The organism is Chryseobacterium sp. IT-36CA2 (assembly GCF_949767875.1).
Taxonomy (GTDB): Bacteria; Bacteroidota; Bacteroidia; order Flavobacteriales; family Weeksellaceae; genus Chryseobacterium.
The window spans coordinates 103,182-124,652 of sequence record NZ_CATKPG010000026.1 but is presented as its reverse complement, the minus strand read 5'-3'; the positions used below and the strand labels follow the sequence as shown (position 1 = coordinate 124,652).

The 21,471-nt window shown below is 33.9% G+C and carries 20 protein-coding genes; 10 read left to right on the top strand and 10 right to left on the bottom strand.

Translation table 11 applies throughout. From position 1 onward, the window contains the following. The first annotated feature begins 143 nt into the window (after window positions 1-143). From ACM6F9_RS22085 to ACM6F9_RS22065, 5 genes are all read left to right on the top strand, one after another. Entirely contained in the window at window positions 144-1,307 is a 1,164-nt protein-coding gene (locus tag ACM6F9_RS22085) for a T9SS type A sorting domain-containing protein (RefSeq protein ID WP_414847655.1), read from the top strand. A 125-nt stretch (window positions 1,308-1,432) separates the two neighbouring features. Continuing rightward, on the top strand, window positions 1,433-4,084 hold the full coding sequence (locus ACM6F9_RS22080; RefSeq protein WP_414847654.1) for a 4-alpha-glucanotransferase: 2,652 nt from the start codon (window positions 1,433-1,435) through the stop codon (window positions 4,082-4,084). Window positions 4,085-4,223: 139 nt separating this feature from the next. Further along, a complete protein-coding gene (locus ACM6F9_RS22075; RefSeq protein WP_414847653.1) occupies window positions 4,224-5,279 on the top strand; it encodes a hypothetical protein in 1,056 nt (351 codons plus the stop codon). Between the two features lie 189 nt (window positions 5,280-5,468). Further along, the gene (locus ACM6F9_RS22070; protein WP_414847652.1) at window positions 5,469-5,924 is read left to right on the top strand and encodes a hypothetical protein; all 456 of its coding nucleotides are present in this window, start codon (window positions 5,469-5,471) and stop codon (window positions 5,922-5,924) included. 127 nt (window positions 5,925-6,051) lie between these two features. Beyond that, a complete protein-coding gene (locus ACM6F9_RS22065; protein ID WP_414847651.1) occupies window positions 6,052-6,561 on the top strand; it encodes a ferritin in 510 nt (169 codons plus the stop codon). Between the two features lie 499 nt (window positions 6,562-7,060). Here ACM6F9_RS22065 and ACM6F9_RS22060 read toward each other — a convergent pair whose 3' ends face one another. Then, window positions 7,061-10,201, bottom strand: a complete 3,141-nt coding sequence (locus ACM6F9_RS22060; protein ID WP_414847650.1) for a UvrD-helicase domain-containing protein — start codon at window positions 10,199-10,201, stop codon at window positions 7,061-7,063. A 182-nt stretch (window positions 10,202-10,383) separates the two neighbouring features. Here ACM6F9_RS22060 and ACM6F9_RS22055 point away from each other — a divergent pair, with 182 nt between their 5' ends. From ACM6F9_RS22055 to ACM6F9_RS22040, 4 genes are all read left to right on the top strand, one after another. Next, the gene (locus tag ACM6F9_RS22055) at window positions 10,384-11,130 is read left to right on the top strand and encodes a hypothetical protein (RefSeq protein WP_414847649.1); all 747 of its coding nucleotides are present in this window, start codon (window positions 10,384-10,386) and stop codon (window positions 11,128-11,130) included. A gap of 48 nt (window positions 11,131-11,178) precedes the next feature. After that, the gene (locus ACM6F9_RS22050) at window positions 11,179-11,949 is read left to right on the top strand and encodes a hypothetical protein (protein ID WP_414847648.1); all 771 of its coding nucleotides are present in this window, start codon (window positions 11,179-11,181) and stop codon (window positions 11,947-11,949) included. A gap of 31 nt (window positions 11,950-11,980) precedes the next feature. Then, window positions 11,981-12,772 carry a carboxypeptidase-like regulatory domain-containing protein gene (locus ACM6F9_RS22045; RefSeq protein ID WP_414847647.1) on the top strand — a complete coding sequence of 264 codons (792 nt, stop codon included), beginning with the start codon at window positions 11,981-11,983 and terminating at the stop codon, window positions 12,770-12,772. Window positions 12,773-12,879: 107 nt separating this feature from the next. Continuing rightward, a complete protein-coding gene (locus ACM6F9_RS22040; protein ID WP_105704296.1) occupies window positions 12,880-13,614 on the top strand; it encodes an SIMPL domain-containing protein in 735 nt (244 codons plus the stop codon). A 50-nt stretch (window positions 13,615-13,664) separates the two neighbouring features. Here ACM6F9_RS22040 and ACM6F9_RS22035 read toward each other — a convergent pair whose 3' ends face one another. The 5 genes from ACM6F9_RS22035 to ACM6F9_RS22015 all read right to left on the bottom strand — a co-directional run bounded on the left by ACM6F9_RS22035 (window position 13,665) and on the right by ACM6F9_RS22015 (window position 18,660). Further along, window positions 13,665-14,177 carry a GNAT family N-acetyltransferase gene (locus ACM6F9_RS22035; protein WP_414847646.1) on the bottom strand — a complete coding sequence of 171 codons (513 nt, stop codon included), beginning with the start codon at window positions 14,175-14,177 and terminating at the stop codon, window positions 13,665-13,667. A 3-nt stretch (window positions 14,178-14,180) separates the two neighbouring features. Further along, window positions 14,181-14,402, bottom strand: a complete 222-nt coding sequence (locus ACM6F9_RS22030; RefSeq protein WP_414847645.1) for a PspC family transcriptional regulator — start codon at window positions 14,400-14,402, stop codon at window positions 14,181-14,183. Window positions 14,403-14,496: 94 nt separating this feature from the next. Then, complete coding sequence (locus ACM6F9_RS22025) at window positions 14,497-15,753, bottom strand: DUF2851 family protein (protein WP_414847644.1); 1,257 nt, start codon at window positions 15,751-15,753, stop codon at window positions 14,497-14,499. A gap of 28 nt (window positions 15,754-15,781) precedes the next feature. After that, window positions 15,782-16,930 carry an N-acetyl-alpha-D-glucosaminyl L-malate synthase BshA gene (gene bshA, locus ACM6F9_RS22020; protein WP_414847643.1) on the bottom strand — a complete coding sequence of 383 codons (1,149 nt, stop codon included), beginning with the start codon at window positions 16,928-16,930 and terminating at the stop codon, window positions 15,782-15,784. A gap of 26 nt (window positions 16,931-16,956) precedes the next feature. Next, entirely contained in the window at window positions 16,957-18,660 is a 1,704-nt protein-coding gene (locus ACM6F9_RS22015; RefSeq protein ID WP_414847642.1) for a glycoside hydrolase family 3 protein, read from the bottom strand. A gap of 116 nt (window positions 18,661-18,776) precedes the next feature. Between ACM6F9_RS22015 and ACM6F9_RS22010 the strand changes: the two genes are divergently transcribed. After that, a complete protein-coding gene (locus tag ACM6F9_RS22010) occupies window positions 18,777-19,325 on the top strand; it encodes a hypothetical protein (protein ID WP_414847641.1) in 549 nt (182 codons plus the stop codon). A gap of 213 nt (window positions 19,326-19,538) precedes the next feature. Here the strand turns inward: ACM6F9_RS22010 and ribA are convergent, their stop codons facing one another. The 4 genes from ribA to tatA are packed head-to-tail and all read right to left on the bottom strand — an operon-like array spanning window position 19,539 to window position 21,450. Next, window positions 19,539-20,135 (bottom strand): GTP cyclohydrolase II, encoded by a 597-nt coding sequence (ribA, locus tag ACM6F9_RS22005; RefSeq protein ID WP_105704305.1) that lies wholly within the window; start codon window positions 20,133-20,135, stop codon window positions 19,539-19,541. Between the two features lie 20 nt (window positions 20,136-20,155). Further along, on the bottom strand, window positions 20,156-20,614 hold the full coding sequence (locus ACM6F9_RS22000; RefSeq protein ID WP_414847640.1) for a hypothetical protein: 459 nt from the start codon (window positions 20,612-20,614) through the stop codon (window positions 20,156-20,158). After that, on the bottom strand, window positions 20,611-21,225 hold the full coding sequence (locus ACM6F9_RS21995) for a DUF4254 domain-containing protein (RefSeq protein WP_414847639.1): 615 nt from the start codon (window positions 21,223-21,225) through the stop codon (window positions 20,611-20,613). Before ACM6F9_RS21995 ends, ACM6F9_RS22000 begins: the two co-directional genes overlap by 4 nt. A gap of 15 nt (window positions 21,226-21,240) precedes the next feature. Further along, window positions 21,241-21,450 (bottom strand): twin-arginine translocase TatA/TatE family subunit, encoded by a 210-nt coding sequence (gene tatA, locus ACM6F9_RS21990; RefSeq protein ID WP_414847638.1) that lies wholly within the window; start codon window positions 21,448-21,450, stop codon window positions 21,241-21,243. Between the last annotated feature and the right edge of the window lie 21 nt (window positions 21,451-21,471).

The following is a 21,471-nucleotide window of genomic DNA, read 5'->3' as shown; positions in this document are numbered from 1 at the left end:
ATGTAATTGAAATAATGTTTTATCACATACTATATTATCAGCTGATAATATTTATTCAAATACCAGGGATTTTTTATATTTTAATTTGAAAATTGTGTAACTTAGTCATATCAAAAATGATTACGAATCTAAAAAAATATAATATGAAAAAACATTTATTCCCTCTATTTTTACTGCTATTGGGTATTAATGCACAAGCACAACAGGATTTCTTTGCCATTACGGGAAAAGATACCCAGAGTATTATTTTCAATGATTTCCGCACAATTGATGCTGTTAATGGAACTTCTGGAGAGAAAATTTTTACAGCTGATTCTTCAACTAAAGTATTCTCACAGGCTAGAAAAGGTGTTGTAGCAGAAGATAAAAATTCTTACAATAACTCTCAGTCAATAACACTGGCAGCCCTTGCTTATGATTCTTCGAATAATAATCTGGTGTACATACCTATGTTTTCTTCCAATATTTATGTGTTAAACCCTCAAACTAAAGATATTACACTGGTAGAAAATAATGTAGCAAGAATTTCTTCCTGTGATATCAATTCTCATATTACAAGAATGGCAACAGGATATAATGGAAATATTTATGCTGTAAATAATGCCGGAACACAATTTTTGGAAATCAGCAAAAAAAGTGGACAGTATGTGGTAAATGATCTAGGAATCATTAAAGATGAATCTTCGAATGGTAAAAATTCATTTACAGCCATGGAAACGGGATTTGGTGGTGATATGATTGCTGATACCGATAATAATTTCTATGTTTTTTCGGCTTCAGGTAATGTTTTCAAAGTCTTGACAAAAGATATGACCGCTAAATTTGTAGGTAAAATTGCAGGGATTCCGGATAACTATTCTGTAAACGGATCTGCTGTAAATGCTCAGGGCAAAGTGGTTATTGCAAGTGCAAAAGGAGGTGCTTTATATGAAGTCGATCTGATATCTTTACAGGCTAAGCAACTTCCTGGGGAACAAGGACTGCATATCTATGACCTGGCAAGTAAATATTTTGTTAATGATAAAGCTTCTACAGCTAATGCTTTGGCAGACTTGGATATTTATCCAACAAAAGTAGATGAGCATTATATTAATGTTCATGTTAATAAAAATGTAAAAGGTAATATTCAACTGAATATTTTTGATATGTCCGGTAAAAATGTGATGACTCAGAATCTTTCTGTAAAGGATAATTCTCTGGATGAAAGAGTATTTCTTAAAGGATTGTTGAGTGGAGCTTATATTGTAAATATTACCAACGAATCTGGAAAAGCAATTTTTAATAAGAAGATTCTTGTAACAAAGTAATTAAGAATTATAATTCAAAATATAGAGACCTTTTCAAACATTTTGAAAAGGTCTTTTAATGATTATTTGATATTCAATAAGTTTTATTTTTCGATATTAAAATGTACTTTTATAAAAAAATATAGATGAAACTATACTTTAATGTAGGATATATTGTAAAGGCCGGAGAAAATTTACAGCTTATAATTAGTGAAGATGGCGCTGCAGTACATATCCATACTATGTTTTATGGTGAAAATGGTTTATGGAAATGTGAAGTGGATAACTTTTCAAAATCTATTTCTTACCAATACAGAGTTGTAGATGAGAAAAAAAATGTATTACGAGAAGAATTTGTTCCGCATCACCTCAGTTTTCCACACAATTACAAGGAGTTTGTCATTTTTGACGAATGGAATAACAAGAATTTTCCTGAAAACTATTTAAATAACAAAATTCTTTACAATAAGCTCCACGATTTTGTTCCTGAAAAAGTAACAATTTTAAAAAAGCATACTCACTTATTCAGAATAGAAGCACCTATTTATAATCCAGACTGGAGAATTGTACTTTTTGGAAATACGGAATCTTTAGGGAGTTGGAATTATGAAAGAGTGATTCATCTGCATCAAACAGATTTTGGAATGTGGGAAGTTTCTGTTGAAATTCCGGAGAATGAATACATTCAATTCAAGTACTGTCTTTTTGACGTCAAACAAAACAGAGTCATTGATGTAGAAACAGGAGAAAACAGATTTACATTAGCGAATCAGTTCCCGGATGTTTTACAGATTGTATCCAATCATTATTTTAAATTTAAAGGATACCAGATGTACCATGATGCTGGGGTAGCTGTTCCGGTATTCTCTTTGAGAAGTGAAGATGGATTCGGAGTAGGAGAATTTACTGATATCAAAAAACTGGCAGACTGGACGAAAGAAACCAACCTTGGTATTATCCAGATTCTTCCGATCAATGATACAACAGCGAATTATTCATGGACAGATTCTTATCCTTATGCAGCCGTATCTGTTTATGCACTACATCCGCAATATATCTCTTTAGAAAAGCTTGATTTTTCTTTACCGAAAGAATTAGTTGATGAATATCTACTTGAAAAAGAGAACTTAAATGCTCTGGATCTGATTGATTACGAAAAAATGATTGCGGGCAAATGGAAGTATCTTACAGCTGTTTTTAATGCTGAAAAGGATAAAATTTATAAAGATAAAAATTTCAAAAAATTTATCAAGGATAATGAATATTGGCTCGTTCCATATTCTGCATTTTGTGTATTAAGGGATAAATATAAGACACCCAATTTCAACGATTGGAAAACTCATAAAAAGTATATTGCAGGAAAGATCTCACAGTTTTTTACAACAAAAAACAAGGATTATGATACCTCAATGCTTCATGCATGGGTACAGTATCAATTACATCTGCAGCTAAAAGATGCAGTAGATTATACGCATAACCTGGGAATTTCGTTGAAGGGAGATCTTCCAATTGGTATCTACAGATATTCTGTGGAAGCATGGACTGAGCCGGAATTATTCGGAATGGATTTCCAAGCCGGAGCACCTCCTGACCAGTTTACAGAATTAGGACAGAACTGGGAATTTCCAACTTATAATTGGGAAGCTATGAAGGCAGACGACTATAGATGGTGGAAAAACAGGTTCAAAGCACTGGAACAATATTTTGATGCCATGAGGATAGATCATATTCTAGGTTTTTTCAGAATATGGAGAATGCCAATTTCTGCCGTACAAGGAATTTTAGGGTACTTTTATCCGGCTGTTCCTATTATAGCGGATGAATTTAAAGCATGGCAGATTCCATTTAATTTTGACAGGTATTGTAAGCCTTTTATCAACAATCAGATCTTATGGGATTACTTTGGTGAAGATGGCGGAAAAGCTCTTGAGTTTATGAATCGTAATGATAATGGAACTTATGCCTTCAAAGAAGAATTTGATACCCAAAGAAAGCTGGTTAATTTCTTTAAGAAAAAATCTTATGGTTCTCTTGAAGAAAAATTGGTTGCCCTGTGTGCCAATGTTTTGTTCTTAACTGAAGAAAGAAACGGGAAAACTGTTTATCATCCAAGATTTAATGTTTACAATACAGAATCATATAAATACCTTCCGGAAGCTGAGCAGAAAAATATTTATGAACTGTATCACGATTATTTTTTCAGAAGACAGGACCATCTATGGTTTGAAAAAGCTATGGAAAAGCTGCCAGTTATCCTGAATGCTACGAAAATGCTGATCTGTGGAGAAGATCTTGGGATGGTTCCTGCATGTGTACCGGTTGTGATGGACGAATTAGCCATTATAGCATTAAAAGTACAGAGAATGCCTTCTGAAAACATTCCGTTTTATAATCCTAAGAATGCAAGCTATATGAATGTAGTAACGGCTTCTTCCCATGACAGCTCTACATTGAGACAATGGTGGAAAGAAGATCCTGTACTTACCCAAAAATATTTCAATCAACAGTTGATACAGTACGGAAAAGCTCCTGCGGACCTTAATCCTCACCTTGCGGAGATCATTATGAAGCAGCATTTATATAACGAATCTATGCTGGCAATTTTTCCTATTCAGGAGTTTCTGGCAACCGATGCTAAACTCACCAATAAGAAAATAGATAATGAAAGAATTAACAATCCGGCAGTCTTCCCTCATTATTGGCGCTATAGAATGCATATCAACCTGGAAGATCTGAAAATGCAAAAATCTTTCAACGAAAAAATTGCTTTCTGGATAAAAGATAGTGGAAGGTTGTAAATTTAACACTTGATTATCAGTAAGTTAAAAATATTTTAAAAGAAGTTTGATCTTAGGATTTAACTTCTTTTTTTTATTTGTATCAAAAAGATAGAATTAAGATATTCTGCTATATATTAACCAATTAACGACTATAGAGATGAAAAAAATATTTTTAGGATTAGCTTTTGGGTTAGGCGTTTTGACGTCAGCTCAACAGTATCCGAATAATGGTTGGGGTGATGACGGTTATTATCAGAATGATGGAGGCAATTACAGCAATGAAGATGATAGAAACAATTTCCCGGATGATTATTATTACAATTATCCTCAGGATTATTATCCAAGTGATTATTATCAAAGCTATTATAACGATTACAGAAACAGTATTATTAATATCGACTGGAATGGGTTTTTCGTACAGAATAGATTAAACAGGTGGCAGGTAGATCAGATTATGAGATTAAATAATCTGTATGCAAGTTTTACATCATGGAATAATTTCTACAGATATAATCCGGATAGATGGTACTATGACAGGTTTTATGCTATGCAAAGAATTTTAGGACCGAGAGTATTTGTTGTTTTCCAAAATAACTATTACAGAGGTTCCAACCCAATTGTATATTTCCAGAATTATAGAAGAACATACTATGTACCGAGATATACTGTAATGCCAAGATATAGAAATATCAATATTAATGTTTACAGGGTAGACAGATCAAGATTCCGTAGAATGGACAACCCTACTTTTGATATTGTCAGAAGAGACAACAGAGGTGGTAACGGTTTCAGAAATACAGGAACTACAGAAAATTCAGGAGGCTTCAGAGGAAATAATGGAGGTTTTAGAAACAGCAATGGAACAAATAGTGGAAGCACTACCAATAATGGAGGATTCCGAGGGAATTCTAGTAATGGTGGAAACACTACCAGTAACGGAGGTTTCAGAGGTAATAATGGAGGAGGATTCCGAGGAAGTTCTGAAAATGTCGTAACCCAAAATACAAATAATAACGGAGGATTCAGAAACAGTAACGGAGGCGGTTTCAGAGGAAACAGCGAAGTGAGAAGAGAAGCTCCCAGAAGAGAAGCTAACGAAGGCTTTAGAAATAGTAATGGAGGTGGTTTCAGACAAAGATCTGAAAGTTCTGGCTCAAGACATGAAAGCCGTGGTAATGGTGGAGGGTTTAGAGGCAGTTTAGCAAGGAATTAATTTTCATATATTATATTTAAGTGGTGTGAAGGGTAGGTTTTTATAATCTGCCCTTTTTTTTGTCTTTTTGTAATTTATTTTTATTAAAATTTAACATTATTTATGAATTTGCTAATTTAACTTGTGTTTTAATTCATAATCAAAAAGATATAACAACAAGAAAATAACAATTAATTAAATTTTAAAAAGATGAAAAAATTAGTTTTAGCAATAGCATTGATCGGAATGGGAAGTTTTGCCATGGCACAACAAACCAATACAGCTACTCCACAAGACAGACAGGCAAGAGCTGTTGAAATGAAACAGAGAATGGAGCAAAAACAACAGGATCGCCTTGCAGAAATGCAAAAAGATCTTAACCTTAATCAGTCTCAGATAGCTCAGATTAAAGCTCTTCAGGATAAAAGAAAAGCAGAAATGAAAGCTCAGTTTGAAAAAAACAAGGGAGACAGACAAGCTAAGATGCAGGAAATGCAGGCCAAAAGAGCACAAATGGATGCAGATATGAAGAAAATCCTAAGTCCTGAACAATATGATAAATGGCAGGCTGACAGACAAGCAAAAGCAGATAAAATGAAAATGGGTATGAAGGAAAGAAGAATGATGAAAAAGCCTATGAATACAGGGACTGCTAATGTAAATTAAGAACCTTCAATTTTAGTTTTTTAATGTGTAAAGGATGGATGTTTTTCCATCCTTTTTGTATTAAATTTCTTTAAAACTTTTGATTTCGGGCTTTTATTCCCTATTTTTGACTATAAATTTAATACTTATGGTTAGCGAAAAAATTGCAAAATTAATTAACGAACAAATTGCCCACGAACAATACGCTGCTCAATATTATCTTTCAATGTCTGCATGGTTTTCCGGAAAAGATCTTGATGGAATTGCCAACTACTTTAGAGTACAAAGCAAAGAAGAATTGATGCACGCAGATAAAATGTTTGATTATCTGAACGATGTAGGAGGGGAAATTATCATCGGAGAAATTCCAAAACCTCCACATGAGTTCGAAAATGCAACAGATATTTTTGAAAAAGCATTGGCACATGAGAAAATCGTAACTAAAAGTATTTTCAATATTGTAAAAAATGCTAACGAAGAAGGAGATTTTGCTACAACATCATTCATGCAGTGGTTTATCAACGAGCAGGTAGAAGAAGAGGCTAGTGCTTCTCAATATGTAACAAAAATCAAAATGGTATGCGATAATCCATCAGCATTATACCTTTTTGACCAGGAACTGTCTCAGAGAGTATTTACTCCTAATACAACAGCATAAGATTGAAACTTTTCAAAATAAAAAACCGCTATCCCTTGGAATAGCGGTTTTTTATTTTGAAGAGAATATTGTGATATTCGATAGAAAAGAGATATAATCCTGAGCGCAGCCGAAACTTTAGATTTATGAAGATTCATTGCTGGATAAAGAATCACCTTTTCCGATTTTTTCTTTGTATGTTAACTGAGATGATAAAAATAAATGCACCAAATACAAAACTTAGAAGTAAAGATTTTAGAATGTTTCCAATAGGCATATATCGGTGTCCATCCTCTGTAACAGGCGGATCCAGGGCATCAACAATATTAAAAGTCACCACAGTGGAGACCGACATGATGATCACACTTATTACAAAGGAAATTAAATATATTCTCATGGTTGGTTGTAATCAAAATAAATGATACATCATATTCTATTCGTACTTAATAAAAATAATAAAATCATTTCTATTTTGAACCATTTTTATATTAACCTTTTAGTAATGTTGTTTTTGAGAAGTTTACAGATATATAATCTGAGTTTTAAGAACATTTTTCCCCAGACGTTCCAAGATATTTTTATATCCTTCTATCTGCGCTTCATCCTTGGTTTTTTGTTCACCCGTTTTGAAATCAACAATCATATACCCTTCATCACCCTTTAAAATACGGTCTGGTCTGAATATATGACTTTCCCCGTTTTCAGAGATCATAATGTCCTTCTCATTGATTACTTCCCATTTTTCATCAAAAAATTCAGCATAAGTTCGAACGATTTCCTGCAAAGTGATCTGGATTTCATTTTTCTCCTCCAGAGTAATTTGTCCTTCCAAAGCATAACCTTCCAACACCTTACTGATATCCTTTTCAGTATTGATTTTCGATAAAAGCTCGTGCACAAAAAGCCCTATTCTGACCTTTTCATTTCGAACCTGATAGTTTTTTGAAGGCGTTGCAATCTTGATAGAAGTACTTTTTTCGTTGACATTCTTCAGATCCTCAATATTCTTGGTTTTAAAAGATGAACTTTTATCTTTCGAATATTTTTTCAGCATTTCAGGATTCACTTCATATACATCAAACTCATCAGATTGTTCCTGATTCTTTGTTTGAAGGAATTCCAGCAGCTCAAGATTATTAGAAGTCTTGTTGGCTTTTTGAAGATAAAAAAACAGCTGTTCAACAGGTCTTGTGGTGGCAACATACTGCAGACATAATCTGTCAATTAGATTTTTATAAGAATTTTTGGTATTGAAAAACAGAATTTCATCATCATACGCTTCGAGGTTTTTGCTAAATTGATTGATGTTGACGGATTTCAAAGCATCATTCTCATTCGTATCAAACCAGTTGGTAAACTCACTATCCCGGTTTTTGTTCATCATAGGAATAAAAACAATGGGGAATTCCAGCCCTTTAGACTTGTGAATGGTCATAATCTGAATAGCATCAATATTTTCCGAAGCCTGAATAGTATACGAAGAAGCTTCCTCATCCCAATATTTCAAAAACTCTTTCGTGCTGGCACCTGCATTCTGGGTAAAGTTGAAAAGCATTTCCAGAAAGTTCAATAAGAAATCTGTTTCTTTGTTTTCGACGGAAAACTCGTTGATATAATATTCAATGAAATTATACAGATTAAATCTCGGGAAATTATCCTGCTTAAGCTGCAATGAATATTTCTCCTGAATAAACTGAAGGATCTCTTCATGGCCTTCAATATCCAGAATTTCTTTCATATCTAAAGTAAAATCAGGCATCTGAATTTTCCCAAGTGTATTCAAATGGTACATCATCATAATCAGACAATGTTTATTCTTGGGATTAAGTTCCCAACGCAGATATTCAATTACCGCTTTTAAAGTATTGGAAAGTTCCAGCGTAAGACCTTTATCAGATATTGTCTTAATGTTGATTTCCTCACCACGATAATTGACCTTTAAAGCACCTAGTTTTTGGGAATAACTGAAAATATCAAAATTTCCACGGCAAAGGATGGTGATGTCAGAAAACTTAAAACCATTGTCTAAACACTCCTGAATATCTTTCCGCATTCTTTCCGAAGTATCCTGGTAAAACTCTTCATTTGTAAGGTTTTCAATCAGATTCACTTTTACACGTCCATCCATTTTGGATTTTGGATTTTGTTCAGCATCCACCCCGAAAATATTTTTGTGTTCTTCCAGCAATCCTTCAGAATGAAAACGGTACAATTCATTATTAAAATGAACAATGTTTCTCGCACTTCTCCAGTTATCTTTTAATACAAGAAGATCTGCTTCCTTTGGTGAGAATTCTTTTTTGTTAATAATATCAAGCATCAGTTTACTTTCTCCACCACGGAATCTGTAGATACTCTGCTTAGGATCTCCCACCAATGTAAAAGAAGTATATTCTGTAGAAACGCTATGATCCCTCAGCGGAACAAAATTCTGCCACTGAAGTTCTGATGTATCCTGAAACTCATCAAAGAAATAATGCTGAAACTGGGCACCTACTTTTTCATAAATGAAAGCAGAAGGTTCATTCTTAAGATTTTCATTAATCAGGATATTAAACTTGGAAAGAAGAACAAGATCATTTTCTTCTTCAATTTTTTGAAGCTCATCCTGAATATCTTTATTTACTTTTAAAGGAAGAAGAGCAGATAATATTTTTTCTTTCTTTTGGGTTTCAATGAACAGAAGAATAAGTTTCATTCTGTTATCAAGAAGCTGATCCAGGATTTCAAAAATCTCAGATTCTTTATGTTTCGACTTTGAAGATGCTCCCTTTCTATAATTATTGATAACAGATTCTTCCTGAGTCGTAGGAAAAGGAAATCCGGCTCTTTTCTGTTGATAAAAATCTATCACTTTAGTAAAGAATCCTCCAATTCCGTTTTTACCCTGGGCAAAATCTTCAATATCAATATTTCTTGATTTGAATAATTCAATAGAACCGGCAGCAAGCTCTGCAGACTGTTTTTTATTCTGTACAATCTCTTTACGGAGTGTATTCTTTATATTTTCATAATTGGCATCATCAAAGCTTTTGTTACTTTTCAGGTGCTCATAATGAATGTCCTTCACAAATTCTTTGGCGGAATCGTAAAGGTTTTTATTAAGATTGATTCTTTCATTATTTTCAAGACTGTAATCTACATAATCCATGAAAGAATTGGAAATATTTTCATTCTCACCAATCTGATCCAGCATTTTATCAACCGCTTCTATCAAAAACGGTTCTGCTTCAATTTCCAGATTGAAATTTTTCGCCAGTCCCAATTCATAGGAAAAGCTTCTTACCAGCCTTGAATTAAAACGGTCAATAGTCCCAATATTTAGTGTAGAATAATTGTGGAGAACATAATCCAATAGTTTTTTTGAACGGTGATGAAGTTCATCAATGGTAATTTTTAAACCCTGTTCTTCAAATGCTTTCTGAATATTTTTCAGATCGGTATTCTCTGCATACTCTTTTGCTGAGAAATTTCCCAGCCATGATAAAATTCTTTCCTTCATCTCGTTTGCAGCCTTATTGGTGAAAGTCAGAGCGAGAATATTCCTGATCGACTGCTGTTGATTAGGATAGCGGAGACAGATCATCAAAAGCCTTTGTACCAGAGCGTAAGTTTTCCCGGATCCGGCAGAAGCATTGATGACTGTGTAAGAATTTTGCATTGTTGAAAGAGAATTGAGACTGCAAGTTAGCTAAAATTTAAAAGAATTTTTAACAATTTAATTATCCGATTTAACAGTTTGGAAGACAAAAAGTGAAAAGAAATATTAAAACACGTTAACTGTGGTTAAACTTATGGTATAAATTAAAAATAATTTTAGCTTTGCTTTATAAAAAATAGCCCGTGAAACTTAAACTATTCTTTTTCTTATCCTTTATTATTTTTATCCATACCCATGCCCAAAACTATATATTTGGTAGAATTACCTCTGAAAATGGCACTGAAATGCAAGATGTAAATGTAATCAACATACGAACTGATGAAATAGTAGTTTCAAACAGGGATGGACACTTCATGATTTCCGGAAAACAGGGAGATGAATTAAGGTTTGTAAAAGCAGGATATGAACGTCTGGCAAGAAAAGTTTCTTTGGAAAATACACAATCTCCGATGAATGTAAGTTTGGTTCGCCAAACTATTCTGATTCCTGAAGTTGAAGTGAAACAAGGGCTTACCGGAAACCTGAAAATAGATTCAAAGCTTTATAACAAGCCTAAAAAAGTAGAAAAGCTGATTAAAGAGATAGATCAATATATTGCTCAGAAATCAGATCCAAGAATATTAGCTGCAAGACCTGGGGAATTTGTACAGCCAAAAGGACAGGGATTTTCGATAGGAAAGGTGAAAAATAAATGGGATGATGTTGATTTGATGAAATATATCAGAGCCAGTCTTGGAGATGAGTATTTTACCAGTCTTAAGATAGAAAAACCTCTGATAGATCATTTTATTTTTTATGTTTTTGCAGGTGGTTTCGAAAGAAAAAAAATCCTGAAATATGGATTCTGCAGTGATGCAGATCTGAACAGGTTTCAGAGTTTTGTCCTGACAAGAATTTCATCTTATCGTGCTCCGCAAACTCAAAGATAGATGGAAATAAAAAATATCAGTAAATGTATTTTTCTTGTACTTTTTTGTATGGCTTCAGAAATTTGGGCTCAGCAAAAAATATCAGGCAGAGTGATCACGGCTAATGATCTGGATGTAACTCCCACACTTGTTGTTAATATTTCAAGCGGTAAAAGTCTCTTAAGTGATATGTCCGGGAAATTTGAGATCGAAGCAAAAGAAAATGATGAGATCAGATTCGTTAAAGAAGGATATTATCGCATTGATAAAAAAATTACGGGAGATGACTTTAATTCTCCGTTGAATATTATTCTGAAAAAAATGGAGATTCAGATTCCTGAGGTAAAAATAAAATATAAACCTACAGGAAATCTTGCAAAAGATAATCAGCATTTGAATGAATCAAGAAAAATTCAGTCATTAAAATCTGATTTAGAGAATTATATGAAAAGTCCTCTTTATCAGCCTTTGCCCAATAATGCCATATCAAAAACTTTTACAGGACATGATTTTAATGCAGGACAGGTAAATGTACTTGGAGTATTGAGTGCTGTAGTTGGTTTGGTAAATAAAGCAACAAAACCTAAAATTACCAAAGCTAATTATAATGAAACTCAGGATTTCCTGAAAAGAGTAAAAGATCAGATCAATCTGGGCTTTCTGAAAAAATATGGGATGGATGAAGAACAGATTGATAGTTTTCTTCTCTATGCAGAAAAAACACGTTCACTGGCGAAAAGATTTAGAAAAGATTTTCAGATAAGTGATGTAGAATATGAGCTTAAAGTAGCATTCGCAGAATATAGTAAAACGAATAAACTGGAAGGAAGTAAAGAATAACTTTTTTTAATTGAATGATTTCACAAAAAATATGGAAACACTATGGTGGAGAAAAATAGTTCTTTTTCTTATGATGCTGTGTAGCACTTTTATTTTCTCCCAGCAGACTGTTACAGGGCGAATAGTAGATGAAACTGGTGGAAACCTAAGTAAAGTAATCGTTATCAATATGTCTACTGACAAAAAAGTATACTCAGATGCAGAAGGAATATTTTCTATTAATGCTAACCCTAATGATGAACTGAGATTTGTAAAAGAAGATTTCAACAGAATATCAAGAAAAGTTCTTACCAATGGTGTTAATTCACCGTTGTTTATTACTCTTTATATGATTCCGAAAGATGTAGGTGAAGTTAAGATAGTGAAAAAACTTACCGGAGATCTGGAGGCAGATTCGAGGATTGTAGCTAAAGTAGATAAGGGAGAGCAGGTAAGAGATGCTGTAGGACTTCCGCAACCGGTAGGAAAGATGAGAGAAAAACCGGCAGAAGTGAAAAGTGTTCTTTTGCCTATACTTTTAGGAAACCTGAATGTTCAGGGCGTGTATGATCTGATAAGCGGTAAAGCGAGAAGACAGAAAAGACAATATAAATATGATGATCTTCAGGAGCATATTCTCTGGGTTCGGGATAGGATCGATGATGATTATTTTGTTAAGGCAGGGATTCCCGCAGATAGGATTTCAGAATTTATTCAGTTTTCATTCTTAGCAAAACCTCAGGTACGAACTTATGTAAAAGCAAAAAACCTTTCGGGTGTCATGCTGAGATTGGAAGAAACAGTTCCTCTTTTTATAGAAAGGTTGAAACAGAATCAAAAATAATTTCTAAGCTTTCAGATTTCTATTTTGAAATGTTAAAAAAATCTTAAAATATTGGAATAAAAATTGATACAATCTTTATTGTAACAACAACTCAATTCACAAATTTTATGAACAAAAACATTTTTGCAGTAGCCATAGCGGCGCTAGGTTTCGTAATCGGCCTCGGCTTTTTAGGAAATGCTATTAAAAACAGAAACAAATCTGAAAATACAATCTCCGTTACAGGGCTTGGAATAAAGCAATTTACTTCGGATTTGATTACCTGGTCCGGAAGTTTTTCCAAAAATAATGCTGATCTGAAATCTGCCTATGATGAATTGGCAACAGACAGAAAAGTGATCAACGATTATTTGCTTTCAAAAGGAATACAACAGAAAGAGATTGTATTTTCTTCCGTAGATATTCAAAAGCAATTCCGAAGTTATAATGATTCAAACGGAAATTATGTACAAGGAGAATTCTCTGGATATAATCTTACCCAAAAAGTTTCTATTGAAAGTAAAGAAGTAGGAAAAATAGAAAACCTTTCCAGAAATATTACAGAAATTATCAATCGTGGAATTGAATTCACTTCTTCTTCACCAGCTTATTTTTACACTAAACTGGCCACTGTAAAACAGGAAATGATTGCCAGTGCAACAAAAGATGCTAAAGAACGTGCTGAAAAAATTGCTGAAAACTCTGGAAGCAAATTGGGGAATCTAAAAAAAGCAACAATGGGTGTTATTCAGATTACTGCCCCCAATTCTAACGAAGATTATTCCTATGGAGGAACTTTTAATACCTCTTCCAAGGAAAAAGAAGCCAGTATCACAATCAAACTGGAATATGAAGTAAATTAATTAAAAATAGAAAAGAAAAACGCCGGAAAACAATTCCGGCGTTTTATATTTTAACGATAAATAATATTGTGAATCTCTTTTTTCGCTTCCTCCACATTTTCGGGAATGTAGTTAGCAAGCAGCCATAAATTCAAGGATTTTTTTCCTTCTCCATAGCTTGGCTGTACATGAGTGGTATCTATCAGACTAAAATTATTTCTCTGATAAAAAGAATAACGTCTTGATGCATCTTCACTCAGCTCTGCAGGTTCAATCTCTAAAATAATATTAGGATAACTTTCTGATAAGTGATTCATAATATGAGATCCGAACTTTTTACTTCTGAATATTTCAAAGACTTCAAAATGTTCTACAAAAACAAAAGAACTCAACTCCCACAGAATGAGATAACCAATAGCTTCAGATTCATGTACTACAGACATGAATTTTACATAAGGATTTGAAAATAAGCCCTCAAACTGTTCTTTATCTCTTTGCTCATCTACAGGAAAAGTAATGGTATAAGAAGCATAGATTTCCTGAACTCTATGATCTTCAGCTGAAGTAATCGGTAAAAATTCCATAATTTATAAATCAAAGACACTAGGTCTTCTGGTGATGAAAATATCTTTAATCCAAAGCGTAAATGCCAATCCCAAGTAGATAAGAAAGAAGAAACCGGCTGTAGCGAAAGTGGAGTAGATGAAGAAAATTCTCAGTTTAGATACAGGAATTCCCAGTTTAGCCCCCATTCTTGTCAGAACACCAAACCATTGTCTTTCCATTTTATGACGGATATTACTCAACATTTTCAGATTGTTATTTAAAAGTTTAAATCCAATACTGCAAGGTAAGGAATTTTTTTGATAAAGGTTTTTGCGTGATGTAGACTTTAAAGTACAATTATCCTTTTAAAAGTTTAAATCCAATGCCACATGCCAGACAGTTTTTAGTTTCACAATTGGTTTTATGATGATAGATCAAACTTTGGCTTTCCAATGCATTGTTAACATCCAGTCCCAGCTTTTTCCAACCTGTAATGATGACGTTTTTCTCAGCAGAAATAGATTTGTACAGCTCAATAATTTCTTCTGCAATTTCTTCGTGATGATATCTGTGATAAGCGTATTTTAAAGGAAGAACTGTATTTAGAATAAGAAGATCAATAAACTCTTTGCTCAATGTTTTAGGGTGTACTTTGGAAATACTTCCAAAATTAAAATGAGAATCCCAATATTCAGAAGCTTTTATAGAACTCAAGATGTTATATAACTGATCTGCATTTTGGGCTTCCATGATTTTTGAAAATAAATTCTGATGTTTATAAAGATCTGCCAATTGAGAAAGCCGGATGGTTGGGAAATTGGGAGGTCTTAACCTTAAAAATTTGGGATGAAAGGTAAGATCTGAAATAGAAAATTTAGCTTTAATAAATTCAAATTCTCTCTTCCATATTTTCATAGATTCATCCTGAGGATCACCAAGCCAGCCTGATATTCCAAATAGTAAAGCTTCAAGCTGAATAGGGTTCTGGCGAATTTTATTAATGACACTGTAATCTACACTTTCAGCAATCTGTCGGAAAATATGAGCATTTACTTTTAATCCGAATGAATAGGCAAAGCTGTGAAATAAAACGGCTTCAAAATTATTTTTATAATGAATTAAACTATGTTCAAACTCTGAAGATTTTTCATCCAGTTTTTTCAGAATATTTTCTTCATGAAAATTGATCGGGATTTTTTCCGTATCAAATAAATTTTCACAGGCGATAAATTCTTCTTCTTCAACAAGTTTTTCATATTTCCGGAAGATATTTTCATCAATATAATCCTTCAGCTCCAAAGTTGGAACATTTTTTCCGGTGAGCTCATGGATTTCTGTATTGTGCAAAAAGACAGCATGCAGGATGATATTCTGATAATTAGGATCCTGGGAATGATTGTGAAAGATCCAGTCTGAAGAGCGGATATGCAGTTCTATATTTCCTGCGAGGAGTAAACCGTTGATTTTTATTTTAGCATCCAAAAAATCAGGGCCGGCATTTTTATTCCATTTTCCAAAATGGATGATCTCAACGGAATTTCCTTCAATATCCTTGAAGTCAAAATGTTTGAAAACCTTATAGTTCCAAAGATATTGAAGTAGTTTTTCCGTCATAAGTGTGACGATAAATATAATAGAAATATTATACTTTCGTCAGCTCCTTATTAAAATTTTCTATGGTTGTTCTATACATTTTCTCATAGATAGGAAGAATGTTTTTCAAATCGAATTTTATAGCTTGATCTTTCGCATTTTGCTTCATTTTGGCTAAAAGTTCATCATTGCTCAACAATTTGATGGTATAGTTGCTCATGGCTTCTACATTTCCGATTTCAGCAAGGTATCCTGTTTCTCCCTGAATGTTTACTTCAGGAATTCCTCCTGCATTGGAACTGATTACCGGAGTATAAGCTGCCATGGCTTCCAAAGCTGCCAAACCGAAACTTTCCTGCTCCGAAGGAAGAAGAAATACATCAGAAAGCTGTAAGATTTTATAAAGATCATTCACCTTTCCTAATAAACGTATTTTTGAAATAAGATCGGGATTTTCTTCCAAAAACTGATTCACTTTTTCCATATCCGGACCTTCACCAATGATGATCAGTTTGGATTTAACTTTTTTCTCCACATTCTTAAAGATCTGAAGAACTTCGTCTACACGTTTTACCGGACGAAGATTGGATACGTGGATCAGGATCTTTTCATCAGGATTGGCAAACTGTGTTCTCTGGCACTCAGAACAGTCATCAAATTCAGAGTTATCAATAAAATTGGTAATCACCTGAATTTCTTTTTTGATGTTGAAAAACTGAAGAGTATCTTTTTTCAGACTTTCAGAAACAGAAGTAATCGCATCAGACTTGTTGATGGAAAACTCCACCGCATGTTTATAACTTGGGTGCTGCCCTACAAGGGTAATATCTGTACCGTGTAATGTAGTGACCAAAGGAATATCATTATTGTCTTCCTGAAGCATCTGCTTTGCGGTAAAAGCCGCATATGCGTAAGGAATGGCATAATGGGCATGAAGAAGATCCAGTTTATAAAGATTCACAACCCTGTAGATCATCGAACTCAATGCAATATCATAAGGCTGATACTGGAAAAGAGGATAGGTCTGAACATTTACCCTGTGGAAGAAAATATTCGGGTTGGTGATGTCTAATCTTGCGGGAAGTGCAGAACTGATGAAATGCACTTCATATCCTTTATTGGCGAGAGACATCCCTAATTCTGTTGCTACAATTCCGCTTCCTCCGTATGTTGGATAGCAAAGTATGCCTATTTTCATTAGATTATTGTTGTTTTGATGTTGTATTATTTGGTGTTGGCTGAGGAAGCTGCATTGAGCTCCATACCCATTCCTGGTTTTAGCTGATCGTTGACCAGTACCGGAAGTTTGCCCCATATTTTTGTTTTTCCATTTAAAGCATCCGCAGCAGCATTCATTGAATCATCATTGTTTTCATAAGAAACAAGTACTGTTGAAACTTTTGAGATATCAACATCTTTTAATGCATAAGCACTTCCGAATACATTCAGAATTACATTTTGATTTTTAGTAAGATCAGAAAGTACTTTCTTTGATTCAGCTGAGATTTTATAAGGTTTATAAGCGGTTGAATTATCCTTGTGGAAACCTACAATTACTGTTGATCCGGTTGGAATAGTATTAATTTCTCCAGCCTTTTTAATGATTATATTATTACCCAATCTGTTCGCGAAAGTCTGATAAGGAGCTTCTTCAAGGGCAACATAATAGATATGTTTTCCTGTAAGAGGCAGTAATTTCTTTTCATCCTTTAGCAAAGTCAATGCATTGGAATAAAGATTTTGGACCAAAGTAGTATGAGAATTATTATTCAGATCAGCATTGATGTTTTCAGGGTTTTTTGGAGTGTACTGAGTTAATCCAAGGAAATACTTAGTCAAAAGAATTTTTTTCACACTTTCCTCTACTCTGGATTGTGGAATCTCCCCTTTATCAATGGCTTTCTGAATTAGTTTTTTCCCCTCAGAAACACCTTGGGAGAAAAGCATAATATCATTTCCTGCTTTGAATGCCATGGCATCCAGTTCACCCGGCTTATATTTATTGGCTACAGCGCCCATATTTAAAGCATCGGTAATGATTAAACCTTTATAGCCTAGTTTATCTTTCAGTAATCCTGTAATGATATTTTTAGAAACAGAAGCCGGAATTCCTTTTCCTGATTCCAAACTTGGAACATATAAGTGGGCAACCATTACACCACCGATTCCTTTATTCATCAATGCTTTAAATGGAGCCAATTCTACTGTATTAAGCCTATCTATCGAGTGAGAAACTACAGGAAGATCAAGGTGTGAGTCTGTGCTGGTGTCTCCATGTCCCGGAAAATGTTTGATTGCTGCTAAAATATTGTTATCCTGAAGACCATTAGAGTAGGATAGGGCAGAGCTAATTACATTATTCACCTCAGAACCAAAACTTCTGTTTCCAATAATAGGGTTATTAGGATTGGTATTCACATCCACAACAGGAGCGAAATCCCAGTTGATCCCCATTCTGTGACAGTCATCAGCAATTTTTGCTGCCATTTGATACACCAGATTTTTATCCTGAATAGCGCCCAATGTCATTGCCCATGGAAATTTGTGTGCTGTAGCAATCCTCTGGTACAATCCCCATTCTGCATCCATCCCAATCATTAAAGGGATTTTAGATTTTTGCTGAAATTCATTCACCAGATTGATTTCTCTTCCTGCATCATCCTGCATCAGAATCAGCCCGCCTATTTTATCCGCTGTAACAATATTTCTTACCTGGCTGATATACTCTTCTCCTTTATTGGTATAAAGTGCAACAATAAAAAGCTGTCCTAGTTTTTCATCCTGAGAAAGGTTTTTATAAGTTTTATCAACCCATTGCTGAGCCTTTTTTAGATCTTCCTTAGAAGCATTTTTTGGCTGATACTGGGCATTCACCTTAGGACTTATCAATGCGACAATAAAGAGTGAAGTATATAATAATTTCTTCATGACTTTTTGAATAAGAACAAAAATACGATTAAAAAAATGAGGAAAACAAAGTTTTTGAGATTTTTGGTATATGATTTGAATACGCAATATAAATAATAACTAAACTTTAATAAGAAATGAAAAAAATACTTCCATTTATACTACTTGCCGGGATAGGCTTTTTAGCATATAGTTGTGATAATAAAGATGATGTTGTAGTAAAAGGTCAGGATAATGATACCTATTCTACAGCATATGATATTATTCCGAAATTCAATAAGAAAGACAGCTTTACATATCATTTTGATGATGCTTTTAAAAGTCCCTTATTGGAATCTGATGTAGTACTTATCTATTTACAGACAGGTCTTACTACTAATGGTTCACCGATATGGAAATTGCTTACCTATACAGAATACCCTAACAACGGTGCTGATAAAGTGGAGTATTCATATGACTTCAGTAAGGTTGATATAGGTATTGACGTAAGATCTACCAATGGAGTTAATTTAGATAATAATCCAGGGTATTATACAAACAAAAAATTCAGAGTAGTGATAGTTCCTGCAAAAACAGGTACATCTAAAAGTGCTGCTGCTGTTGCTGCCGCGGTTGATTATTCAGACTATAACAGCGTAATTAAATATTACAATATTAACGAGTCTAAGATTACAACCAAATACTAAGAAATATCTTTTCAGTTTTTTATAATTAAAAAAGTCCCGGGAGAATATCTTCCGGGGCTTTTGATTTATATCTGAAAGCCTAAAATAATAATGATTCAGGGGGAGAATAGCAGTATTAAAATCAATATAAACCCCGTAATCCTGGAATCTCGATTGAGCTATAAGTTGTCTAAAAATAAAAAAGCTTCAGAATTTCTGAAGCTTTTGTTTTATTTAGTTATCATTGTCATCCAGTAGATGTCCAAAGAAATCTTTTTTTGTTTGCAGATATCCCTTGCTTATTTCGTTGGCAGGAATCTGTAGCGGTACTCTGGAATTAAGGTGAATATTGCTGTCAACAACATATTTTACCTTTTCAGGATTATTGGTCAGAAGGTTGATATCTTTTACATCAAGTAGATTAAGGATTTCAATGGCTACGCCAAAGTTTCTGTCATCTGCAGGAAGTCCCAGTTCAAGATTGGCCTGTACGGTGTCCAAACCTTTTTCCTGTAGGGAATAAGCCTTTAGCTTGTTGATGATCCCGATGTTTCTTCCTTCCTGACGAAGATAGATGATAATACCACCGTTTTCATGGATATATTTCATTGCGGCATCTAATTGCTGGCCGCATTCACATTTTTTTGAATGGAAAACTTCTCCGGTAATACATTCTGAATGGAAACGAACATTCACTGGTTTTGAGAAATCTGTATTTTCTGCAACAATGGCCATATGTGGCATCCAGTCGTTGACGTTTTCGGAGAAAGCTATCATTCGGAAAGTACCGTGTTCTGTTGGAACATTGGCTTCCGCCTGAATTTTAATCATTGATAGTTCAAATTGTTTTTTTAACTTCCTGGCAAAGCGTCTTCAATAACAGAAATATTGGTTTTTAAACGAACCAGATATCTGTTGAGAACTTCATCGTCATCTCTGTCAAGATTCTGCCTTAGCTTTTGAATTTTTTTGTAAGATTTTTCAAAGCTTTTAAGGGCTCTGCTCTTTCCCGTAAAGTTATTGGCATCAATGGCATATAAATAATTCTGAAGGCTGTATTTCAAGCTTGTAACCTCATCATTCAATCCGTTGTTTTTAAACTTGGGAAAAGTAGAGATCATATTTGAAATTTCAGAAGCATTTATATTCTCTTTAATATTGATATTAAAATTCTTCTTTGAGCCTCTATCGGAATCAGAACCTTTGGTATCACTATAAAAATTATTTGACAACGGAGAAAGGTTAAGCTTTTCCGTTGCGCAGGAAGATGTTAATATGATAAGTACTCCAAGAAAAATTAGTCGTTTCATTTCTGTTGCCCTTTTTGATAAAGGATTGGGTTAAGACTTTCATCGTTATACATTTTCATTTGTTTGTATACTTTCATCTTAACATTACCGTTTTCAATATCAGTAAGCAACTGATCTATAGAAGTTGACAGATCCTCTTTCTGAGTAAGCAGAACATCCAGCTTAGCCTGGCAGTTGTTTCTGTGTTCTTCAGAAGCAGATTCTCTATTAGCTTCTAACGACATATGATAAACCTTTAATGCAAGAATTGATAGCCTGTCTACTGCCCAAGCGGGAGTTTCCGTATTTATTTTTGCTTCAGGTTTAGGAGTTATATTTTCAAACTTATTAAGGAACCAGCCATCAATATATTCTACCAGATCAGTTCTTTTCTGATTGGAGGTGTCTATTGTTCTCTTGAGTTGAAGAGCTTCAGCCGGATCAATATTTTCATCTCTAATTATATCTTCCAGATGCCATTGAACGGTATCAATCCAGTTCTTTGCATACAAAATCCGTTCCAAACTGTCTTTTTCGAACGAGTTATTAATTAGAGTGTTAACGTCATCAGACACGTGATAGTCTTCAATAGCCTGATTGAAGACTTTCCATGCAGTCTCAGTAAATTTCATTAATTCTAAGGAATTTTAGTTGCTTGAAGAATTATTATTATCAGAAGATTTTTTTTCAGCACCTGGCTTATCTTCTTCTTTCACCGCATCTTTAAATTCTTTGATTCCAGAACCAACTCCTCTCATTAATTCCGGAATTTTCTTTCCTCCAAAAAGTAATACCAAAAGTATTGCTACGATAAGGATGTGTTGCCAAGATAAGGCAAGTATAGTTAGTGTATTCATCTCTTAAAATTTTTGCAAAGT